The organism is Paenibacillus sp. yr247, from assembly GCF_900103825.1.
Lineage (GTDB): Bacteria > Bacillota > Bacilli > Paenibacillales > NBRC-103111 > Paenibacillus_E.
In genome coordinates, this window is record NZ_FNIF01000058.1 from 1 (window position 1) to 8,014 (window position 8,014).

An 8,014-nucleotide genomic window follows, 5' to 3' on the forward strand; every position below is an offset into this window, starting at 1 on the left:
TGATAAAAGTGATTGAGTTTTCACTTATTGCAAGGATTGAATTTATTTTTATATGTATCTGGCATATGATTATTATGCCCATGCTTTGTCTCTCGATTTGGAGCTGTACAAGAATTCTAAAAAGATTTACGAATCTTAAACCCACATTGTCACTATTACTGATACTGATAGCAATCTTTATAGCCACACTACCATTCAATGATCGTGTTAAGATTGACTGGTTAGGAAAGAACGTTGCTGAGATTGGATTTTATTTTATTTATGCATATATCCCGCTACTATTTATCCTTTATATGATTCGCAGTAAAATCTCACAGAAAAAATCAAAGACGATACAAGCCGGATAAATAAGAAAACCAGTCAAACATGATCAATGTTGGACTGGTTTTTATTGTGTCGTAATTAATCTCTATTTAGAAATAGTGAACATGTTCGGCAAACAAATCTGGGTATTGGAAGTGGAATCCGTGACCGGAATCTGGATACCTTTGCCAATAAATAATACATGATAATTTATAACATTTAAAAAAAAACAAAAGTCACAATAAAAAAAGTTCCTGCGGATTTGCCTTAGTTGAAGTGGAAGCCATCAGCAGACTAGACTTTAGCGGTCTCTGATATGGCTCGATGTATCTAAGTATATAATCAAAAAAAGCACGGAGTACCGGATGGATTCAACAAAAGGGCTCTGACCCGTTGAGACATGGGAGTGAAAACCTCCAGGGGCGGCGTGGAGAATGCGTATAGTAGATTGGTAATTATTGGGGTTGCCCTACTCCCCTTTATTTCCGTGCTCCTTCATGTTGCCGATGTTTGATTACGGGGCTTCCCCCTCATCCTGTTGCTCACTCCATAGGGTCGAAATCCTGCGAATAAGCGAGTATTCGAGAGATAATTAAATCATACCGAGGGAGTTGAATGAGGTTATGCATTCGATGTGTTCCTCTTCAAGATAGATAACCTCAATCTCGTTAAACTCATTTTTATTTGGGTACGCATAAATAGAATCGAGTCGACAAGTCCCCTCAGGAACCGTGAATTCCGGTGATAATTGAGGTGAGAAACTTTTGCTGTTAAATACTTGCTTTTTCGCACAGCCCCCGTAGCAAATGGTTCTCATGTTCAGTCAAATCCCGTTTCAATGTTAAATTCATTGTTTGTTTCAAGTCAAAATACGCGCCTCTTTCTTCGACCACCCGAATATAATGCCCATCCTTTTCAGGAGATCATGATAGGTTAGGGTACAAACCTTATCCTTTCTTTTGCATCTGCTCTACCCCTTTGCGCAGTGCGTTCCAGGCAAGGGTTGCGCATTTGATTCTAGCTGGGAATTTGGTGACGCCAGACAATGCTTCGATTTCCTCGTATTCAAACACTGGATGCTCGCCTTTCATTAGGCTTGAAAAGTTCTCAGCCGTTTTGAGCGCTTCTTGAAGCGTCCTGCCTTTGATGGCATCTGTCATCATCGAAGCGGAGGACAGGCTGATCGAGCAGCCTTCGCCAAAATATTTCACGTTTCTAACAACGTTGTCCTCAATTTGCATTTGCAGCGAAATTTTATCGCCGCAGGTTGGGTTATTGAGGTTGATCGTCACCACCGCTTCGGGATCGAGTTGCCCGCGATTGCGTGGGTTTTTATAGTGATCCATAATCACTCTGCGGTATAAATCATCCAATTGCATGACCGAAGCACTCCTTTGTATAAGATAAGTTCACTTATTGTGATGTAAGTTTTGTATAATATTTTTTAAATTTGACTGAATAAATCAAAATATAGATAACAACCAGAGCAGCAAAAGAATTTAACAGAACCAATGAGAAGTTCAAACTAAAAAACTGTGTTAAAACACCGACGCCGATAGGAGGAATAATGAATCCAGCATAAGCGCATAAATAAAATGCAGAAATAACTCGCGGACGTTCTTCCGGTTTCGGCAACTGGCCGGCAAACCTTAAAGAAGATTGAAACGTCCATCCGGCACCGATTCCTTGAATGAGCATGCCAGCACAGAGCAAAAATAGATTCCCTGTCTGTCCCGAAGAGACAATGATCCACGGCCCAATCGCCAGAAATACGATGCCTATGCGCATCCGTGCAACGGGATTTTGCACCCAAGGAAAGAACTGCATCAAGGCAGCCACGCCTAACAGCATGAACATTAACAATCCTGCTGTAGAGAGATTGGAAGAGTGAATGACGTTTTTGACGAAAGATGGAATCAAAGATAACACAATTCCGCCTAACATGAAAAAAGTAAACGCCGGAAGTCCGATAAATGACCAGAAATGGAAACGAATATTATCAGGAACTCCGAGCGAAATCTTAGCACTTGCCGGTTTCTGTGCATCTTCGAGCTTCGGTAACATTTCCAGCAATACCAAGGAACTCAATAGCATGAAGAGTAAAAACCAAAATGGCATCCGAAGTGGCTGAATATGCACATATTGCACGACTACACCGGATATGGCCGGGCCCATGCCGAAACCAACATTTACAGCTACGCCTGAGAACTTGAGTGCAGTACCCATTTTATTAGATGACGTTTGTTTTAATAAAAAAGCAGTAGCTGTACCTGTAAAGGCGCCATATGCGATGCCTTCCAATATCCTTGCTGCATAGAGCATCCAGACGTTTTGGCTCGCGATAAAGAGCAATGTCGACGCGATAGATATCCATATACTTATTCGAAGCACCCTTTTCAAACCCCAGGAGCTCCCTTTGGCTCCCACGATCAGCAGAGTCGGCAATAAGATAGCAGCATAAACAGCAAACAAAATAGTGATTTCCAGACTGCTCATTTGATAATTCTTCCCATATACAGGGAACAACGATGAAATATAAGTCGCTCCGCAGGACATGATAAGAACAACCCAAAGCATTCTTTTCATATCAGTTCTCCTTTGTAAAAGTAATATGAATTAAGAATCATAAGATAAGTGATTCTTCTTCTTTTTCCTACCTTAAAGATCTTATTGTGTAGTTCCCCCACCCATCGATATTTGTTTCAAAAATTGACAGCCTCTGAACTCTTCATTAGAATGAAAGAGACAGGTCTGTATCACTCATGTACACATGATACAGACAGATCTGTTCCATGTCAACACTCTAAAATATAATCTAAGAGGGAGAAGGTTGCTAGCATGCAAAAAGAATCCGCTAAAGAACGGATTTTACAAGTTGCCTCCAAATTATTTTACTCCGAAGGAATACGTGCTGTAGGAATAGATCGGATTATTGCTGAGTCCGGGGTTGCCAAAGCCAGCTTTTACCGTAACTTTGTAACAAAGGATGACCTTGTAGTTGCATTTCTGGAACTTCGTCATCATCGAATGCTAACTAGGCTCGAAGAAACCAAAAAGCAGTACCCGGATGAGCCTTTCAAACAGTTATATCAGTTAGTTAACAGGTTGTCGGAGGGCATAAGGAAACCAGATTTTCGTGGATGTCCCTTTACGAATACGCTGCTTGAGTTCCCCGATGCCACGCATCCCGGACACCAGGCGGCTTTGAAGTGCCGCATGGAAAAAGAAGATGTGATCGCACAAATTGCACGCAAAGCTGGGGCCAGAAATCCTGAAGCATTGGCAGCTCAGTTGGGAATGCTGTACAGTGGTGCTATCGTGGATACCTATATCCGCAAACCTGAATATGATAGCAACAATTTTTATGACGCGGCGATGATATTGATTCAAGCCCAGCTCACTAGCGCCTAAGAAGAGGCGAATAAGTAACGAAATTGGTGAAAATGATCTGGCTCGAAATCTAGCTTCCCCTTCGATCATTATATGCCTGATTAACTTCCTCGAGGGGATAAACTTCAGTCATCGGTAGTGTATTAAAAAGAGTCGCTCTGCCTTGCCTTTCATAAGGAATATACCGACTGGCAAGAACTAGGCCAAGTCCCGCCATCGCGCCGGCGCCGGCGGACTGCGCAATCCGAACTATCAGCAGAATATGAAAATTCGTCGTGAAGATACCGAAGACGGAAGAAAGCCCTAGGTTCAAGAGTCCAACCGACCGACAGCAATCTTCGAATCGGCAGCACGTCGGAAAGCCTGCTGTAAATCACAATTGATATTGCATAGCCGATCGAGTAGCTTGAAACAATCCACCATCCGAGAGCTGCCGAAACGCCGATATCCCGAATGATGCTCGGAATGGAAATATCAACTCGCGGCCGATGGCGATAATAGGAAGACCCATCTGCATCGCATCCCGGGCTTCATCTGCCGTCCGAATTGAGCCTACACCGATCAAAGGTACTCTTCCGTTAATACGTTCGAGTACGCATTCTACGGGTGTGCGGGAATCATCCGCTCCTCTACGGAACGAAAATCATTAAGCGAAATGTGCAAGTAATCAAGGTCTTTGTCAGCTAAGGCATCGACAAGAGCGAAGGTTTCAACCATTGTGATTCCTGGTGTCGCCTCTTCTTCAGGTGAGAATCGGTATCCGACGATGAACGGCTCTTTGGTATGGGCGGCAACAATTTGCTTTACTTCGTCTACTATTTTCATGGGAAACAACATCCGTTTTTCAAGGCTGCCGCCCCATTTTCATTGCGAAGGTTGGTATAGGGTGAAAAGTCCTTGAAAACTCATGTCACCATTCTCCTTTGTTTACCTATTGATAGGTAGCTTATTGTTATGGAATTATTTACAAGCAGACTTGCCATAACAGAGGCAATGCGTGGGCGCTGTGCACGCAGAAGCTTATCACGATCATCGTGCGGTCAGCCAGCGAGCCCCTTACCCAGTGTCGGGCACGGTATAATAGGCTATAATTCTACATATACTTAAGGTGGCATTCATCCGCCTTTGAAAATGCCGCTACCTGCCCCGCGGCTACTCTATCAGCGACTGCGGTCGAGGGCTGGTTCCTAAAGATGCCGATTCGATGGGCCGCGAGGGTAAGCCTTTGCTCGATTTTAGCAGCAAATAACACAGCATAGGAGTAATCACAATGCATCCTTTACGCAAACTACGGGAATCCGGTAACGCTACAGCCGCCCAGGTGAGAGAGTTACTTGCCGAAAACGTCGTATTCAACAGCCCGATCCTTGTACGGTCGATCGAGGGGCGTGACGTCATCGCGGCGATTTTCGCTCAGTCGAGCTCTACGCGTGGTTCCGGTACCTATACAGCCGAGTTTAAGCTCGATGAGCGCACCACCTTCTTGCGCTGGGTGGGGACCATGGATGGCCACAAGATCGAGAGCTTGGAGATCATCGTGGACAACGAGCAGGGGCTGATAGAGGAGCGCACTATTGCCCTCCGGCCATATCCGGCGGTGAAACTGTTCCGCGACTCCATGTATGAATCACTCAAGGATAAGTTGCCGCCCGATGTTTGGGACTACCCAACGACGCCTTAGTGTGACCACGACAGGGCGTTTCAGATCGTTACCTAACCCCCTGTCGGCCGCAAGGTCGATAGGGGGCTTCTTATGTATTACTGACAGATCGGAGTCGTCAGGTAACCGGTTTCACCGAGATCGACGAGGGTTGGACGGCGATTATCTCGTGCGGATTGTTAAGGACGACTTCTTTCGGTACGTACGAGATGCAGAGGAAACTCGTATGTTGCTTCTATGGAATTCACCCATATCTTTATTCCAAATCCAACTATAAGATCTCAAGTATATGATGCCTTATAGAGTCAATTTCATAATTAAATATTTGTTAATGCACAGAGTTCCCCTAGCAGGGTATCCCTTATTTTTTTGAAATTCGATTTCTAAGCTGCCTCTGTGGATATCTTAATTCGTTTGTTCAGTTTGTCTAAAGCAAATTTGCACAGGTTATAGGCCAACGAACTCAATTGAAAATCCACGGTTGCTCGCAGTCCGCGATGCCGTGTACGTTTCAGACCGAAATATTCTTTCAAATAAGCAAATACACGCTCTACAGCTGTACGTTTTTTATAAAGTTCAATGAAACTCTCGCTACCTCTCGCTGGATACGTGTACTTGCGTAAGTCCTGTTCTATTTTGATTTTGTGGACCTTCTGACAGCCTGACTCAGCCATTGGGCAACTCTTGCATTCCTTGGGTCTTGTGAATTTCAGCGTTTTATACTTGGGATCATAACTATCGTAGCGATAGGAATGACCTTGCTTGCAAATCGGCTTGAAATCGTCATCAAATCCCTCCGGTGGTTCGGTATGATGAATGATGTCAATAACCGGATAGGCTCCTAAGGAATGTACGAGTTGATAAATGGTCGTGCAATCGTATCCTTTATCCGCTAACACATGCTTTACTTGCAGCATCGGGAACTTCAGCTGGACCCCTTTCAAAAGCACAATTGCCATGCGCTGATCGTTGGGGTGTGCCGAGCTAAGTACGCCGGATACCATATACTGGCTGTCTGTATCCACGATTACGTTAGCCTTATATCCATACCAAGACTCTACTTTCCCTTTTGAATTTTTCTTAGATCAAAAAGACGTATGGCGTGGCATAGCCTCAAGCAACTCTTCCTAGGAGTAAGGCATCATATCTGCGGTTTTCTTTTCAAAAGGGCCTAAAGTGGCCTCGTAGGCTTCACGCTCTTTTTTCAATTGCTCCGATTCTTCACGAGTGGGGCGTCCTCTTCGACGCTTAGGCTTTATCTCAAGTTCTGGTTTAAGTTCTCCCTCTGACTCCTCATCGATGTTAAGTTGGAGCTGTTCTTCTGGTGATTCTGATGTTTTGCTCTGCGGTGATGCGCAGCACGTTTAGAAGCTTGTTCTGAATATTGACAGTCCATGCTTCTACGGCAGAAGAATCAACGGCCAAGTGTCTGCCGGCAAGAAACCCTTCTGATATTGCATTCAGTACCAGTTCGTCCTGGGCAGTTTCGATAATTCCTAGCCTGAGCAGTTCATGGATAAGCCTTGAATAGGAGGCTTCGCTTGGCGTGCGATCCGATCCAGTAAATCGACATTGCAAACGAAATTCCTCACTGATGCGAAGGCGACGGATGATATCCTTTACAAACTCCATTCGTTTTATTTTGCCAATGAGGAGAGAGATGATCATGGCACGTACTTTCAGTTCTTCGGGACGTCCGCGGTGGGACTTTTTACCGAGTAGCCGAAGCAATGGCCCAAGGTCCAGATGAACGAATATTTGGCTATATCGATCATCTGGATTCATTTTCAATAATTGATCGAAGGAAAATAGCTCAGTTTGTCGAATAGTATACATGAGGAGTCCCCCTTTTTCTCTCGGTATCTGGTTTGTCCTAAAAAGCTAGATGTAGCAAGGGTTTGGAATTATGAAATTGACTCTTATATCATTGTTTTAAACCTTCTTTTACCGATTTAGCTATCGTTACGGTGCGTTTTAGCTTGATGTTCAGCTGCAGCGCGAACGTCTTCTTTCATTGCTCCATTTTGATCTACGGTTACGCTCGTTTCGTTTGGTTGCCTCAAGATGAGCTTTCCAAGATGGATTACCATCAACGACGGATTGCGGCGCCGTTTCCGGTACTCTTAGAATTTTTACTTCTGCCTTCCATTGGAATCGCTCCTAATTAGGGCTTGCTGAATGATTTTTATCCGAAATTCAGAGCTAGGCGCCGACGTGACAGTATCGTGAAAAAAAGGCAAAAAAGAACGCGGAGCCTACGCTCCAGGTTCATCACCAGAAGTTGCAGCGTAATAACCGATTCGCTTGTCTTTGCAAGGCGTGCTCGAATGCAGCCAAGCCCGTACTTGCGCTTGCCTTCTCCAAACTTGCCTTCAATCGCGTTTCGTTCTCCGGTGTCCTGTTTGACGACTTGCTTATCTTCACATGTCAGACCGTTTTTAGGCTTGCGCCCCAACGCCGGCCCGCTGAGTCGGATGCCATGCTGCTTGCAGAAGCTCCGGTTTTCGCGTGTGCGGTAGATTTGATCCGCTTGCACGACAGCCGGATAGTATCCCATGCGCTTGCGGTACTGCTGAATCACGTCAATGACCGTCGTGCTCTCGTTGAAGTTATCCCAAGACAGGCGATCGAGGAAAGCATAGCCCTTCGTCATGCTCACCG

At 44.8% G+C, this 8,014-nt stretch carries 10 protein-coding genes and 3 pseudogenes; 3 read left to right on the plus strand and 10 right to left on the minus strand.

Annotated elements, in window-relative coordinates; genetic code table 11:
• Positions 1 to 347 (plus strand): annotated as a pseudogene (locus BLT91_RS32450) (spore gernimation protein GerB); the annotation flags it as partial.
• 903 nt (positions 348 to 1,250) lie between these two features.
• Here the strand turns inward: BLT91_RS32450 and sufU are convergent.
• Complete coding sequence (sufU, locus tag BLT91_RS29915) at positions 1,251 to 1,682, minus strand: Fe-S cluster assembly sulfur transfer protein SufU (RefSeq protein ID WP_090827852.1); 432 nt, start codon at positions 1,680 to 1,682, stop codon at positions 1,251 to 1,253.
• 34 nt (positions 1,683 to 1,716) lie between these two features.
• Positions 1,717 to 2,889: an MFS transporter gene (locus BLT91_RS29920; protein WP_090827854.1), complete on the minus strand. Its 1,173-nt coding sequence runs from the start codon at positions 2,887 to 2,889 to the stop codon at positions 1,717 to 1,719.
• Positions 2,890 to 3,141: 252 nt separating this feature from the next.
• Between BLT91_RS29920 and BLT91_RS29925 the strand changes: the two genes are divergently transcribed.
• Positions 3,142 to 3,714: a TetR/AcrR family transcriptional regulator gene (locus tag BLT91_RS29925; RefSeq protein WP_090827856.1), complete on the plus strand. Its 573-nt coding sequence runs from the start codon at positions 3,142 to 3,144 to the stop codon at positions 3,712 to 3,714.
• Positions 3,715 to 3,763: 49 nt separating this feature from the next.
• On the opposite strand, the gene BLT91_RS32185 is transcribed toward BLT91_RS29925, so the two are convergent.
• From BLT91_RS32185 to BLT91_RS33330, 3 genes are read right to left on the minus strand one after another with little or no spacing between them, the layout of a single operon-like run.
• The gene (locus BLT91_RS32185) at positions 3,764 to 4,006 is read right to left on the minus strand and encodes a hypothetical protein (protein ID WP_175532601.1); all 243 of its coding nucleotides are present in this window, start codon (positions 4,004 to 4,006) and stop codon (positions 3,764 to 3,766) included.
• A 60-nt stretch (positions 4,007 to 4,066) separates the two neighbouring features.
• Complete coding sequence (locus tag BLT91_RS33325) at positions 4,067 to 4,258, minus strand: hypothetical protein (protein WP_254777209.1); 192 nt, start codon at positions 4,256 to 4,258, stop codon at positions 4,067 to 4,069.
• A 35-nt stretch (positions 4,259 to 4,293) separates the two neighbouring features.
• Positions 4,294 to 4,518, minus strand: a complete 225-nt coding sequence (locus tag BLT91_RS33330; RefSeq protein ID WP_254777210.1) for an oxidoreductase — start codon at positions 4,516 to 4,518, stop codon at positions 4,294 to 4,296.
• Positions 4,519 to 4,963: 445 nt separating this feature from the next.
• Here BLT91_RS33330 and BLT91_RS29940 point away from each other — a divergent pair, with 445 nt between their 5' ends.
• Entirely contained in the window at positions 4,964 to 5,374 is a 411-nt protein-coding gene (locus BLT91_RS29940) for a hypothetical protein (RefSeq protein WP_090827858.1), read from the plus strand.
• A gap of 362 nt (positions 5,375 to 5,736) precedes the next feature.
• Here the strand turns inward: BLT91_RS29940 and BLT91_RS29945 are convergent, their stop codons facing one another.
• The 5 genes and pseudogenes from BLT91_RS29945 to BLT91_RS29960 all read right to left on the minus strand — a co-directional run.
• Positions 5,737 to 6,378, minus strand: coding sequence for a transposase (locus BLT91_RS29945; protein ID WP_254777211.1), 642 nt, complete (start codon positions 6,376 to 6,378; stop codon positions 5,737 to 5,739).
• Between the two features lie 277 nt (positions 6,379 to 6,655).
• Positions 6,656 to 7,189 carry a transposase gene (locus tag BLT91_RS29950; RefSeq protein WP_090827862.1) on the minus strand — a complete coding sequence of 178 codons (534 nt, stop codon included), beginning with the start codon at positions 7,187 to 7,189 and terminating at the stop codon, positions 6,656 to 6,658.
• 88 nt (positions 7,190 to 7,277) lie between these two features.
• Positions 7,278 to 7,398 (minus strand): annotated as a pseudogene (locus tag BLT91_RS32190) (NAD(P)H:quinone oxidoreductase, type IV); the annotation flags it as partial.
• A 4-nt stretch (positions 7,399 to 7,402) separates the two neighbouring features.
• Positions 7,403 to 7,495, minus strand: a pseudogene (locus tag BLT91_RS33335) (NAD(P)H:quinone oxidoreductase, type IV); the annotation flags it as partial.
• A gap of 43 nt (positions 7,496 to 7,538) precedes the next feature.
• A partial coding sequence (locus BLT91_RS29960) for a transposase (protein WP_141225123.1) occupies positions 7,539 to 8,014 on the minus strand: 476 nt, incomplete at its 5' end.